Here is a 1,108-nt window from a genome sequence, read left to right on the forward strand (position 1 = left end):
TGGTTACGGTTAGCCGAAGCTGTAGGCTTGAGTCGTGAGCAAGTGATTTCCGAAGAATTGGTTTTGCCGGGTGTACGATTTGCTGTAGATGCCTATGTAAATTTTGCACGCCGTGCGTCATGGCGTGAGGCAGCAAGCAGTTCTTTAACTGAGCTATTTGCGCCTCAAATTCATCAGTCTCGTCTTGAGTCATGGCCACAGCATTACCCTTGGATTGATGACAAGGGCTATGAATATTTCCGCTCTCGCTTAAGTCAAGCACGCCGTGATGTTGAACATGGTTTAACTATCACGCTTGATTCATTTACTACTCATGAACAACAACAAAGAATGCTGGAAATATTACAGTTTAAACTGGATATTTTATGGAGCATTTTGGATGCTTTAACACTGGCATATGTACACAATGAAGCACCGTATCATAGCGTGACTCAAGAACGGGTATGGCACAAAGGACTATTTAAATGAATAAAGAACAATTTGATGTAAATCTTGTGCCTACATGGCGCCAAGGTTATCGCTTTCAATTTGAGCCTGCTCAAAATGGCTTTGTCATTTTATATCCTGAAGGCATGATCAAATTAAATGAAAGTGCAGGGGCCATTGGACAATATATTGATGGGAAAAATAATGTTTCTGCAATTATTGCCCAGCTCAAGCAACAATTTGGTGATATAGCCGAAATTGACAACGATGTTATTGATTACATGTTAGTTGCCCAGCAACAACACTGGATTGATTTAGTATGACAGAAGGTGTTGGCCTACCTTTATGGTTATTAGCGGAGTTAACTTATCGTTGCCCGCTACAATGTCCATATTGCTCAAACCCTTTAGACTACGCACAGCATAAAAATGAACTGACCACACAAGAGTGGTTTGATGTTTTTGATCAAGCGCGTCAAATGGGGGCAGTACAACTCGGTTTTTCCGGTGGTGAACCTTTGGTGCGTCAAGATCTGGAGCAGCTTGTGGCGCATGCACACCAACTTGGCTTCTACACCAACCTGATTACCTCAGGCATGGGACTTACCGAACAGCGTATTTCGCATTTAAAGCAAGCTGGCCTAGACCATATTCAAATTAGCTTTCAAGCGAGTGATCCGGTC

Annotated in this window: 3 protein-coding genes; all 3 read left to right on the top strand. The window is 42.6% G+C overall.

Features of this window, described 5'->3' with window-relative positions; genetic code table 11:
• Positions 1-468, top strand: a 468-nt coding sequence (gene pqqC / locus VXQ92_RS20320; protein WP_416683001.1) for a pyrroloquinoline-quinone synthase PqqC, incomplete at its 5' end; no start/stop codon positions are given.
• Entirely contained in the window at positions 465-749 is a 285-nt protein-coding gene (pqqD, locus tag VXQ92_RS20325; protein WP_001031360.1) for a pyrroloquinoline quinone biosynthesis peptide chaperone PqqD, read from the top strand. The genes pqqC and pqqD, both read left to right, overlap by 4 nt.
• Positions 746-1,108: radical SAM protein (locus VXQ92_RS20330; RefSeq protein WP_416683002.1), on the top strand; the 363-nt coding region annotated here is incomplete at its 3' end. The genes pqqD and VXQ92_RS20330, both read left to right, overlap by 4 nt.

Source organism: Acinetobacter sp. 228, from assembly GCF_048147885.1.

Bases quoted from the DNA above. Each gene is read 5' to 3' on its own strand.
- pqqD (WP_001031360.1), top strand. From the start codon at position 465: ATGAATAAAGAACAATTTGATGTAAATCTTGTGCCTACATGGCGCCAA.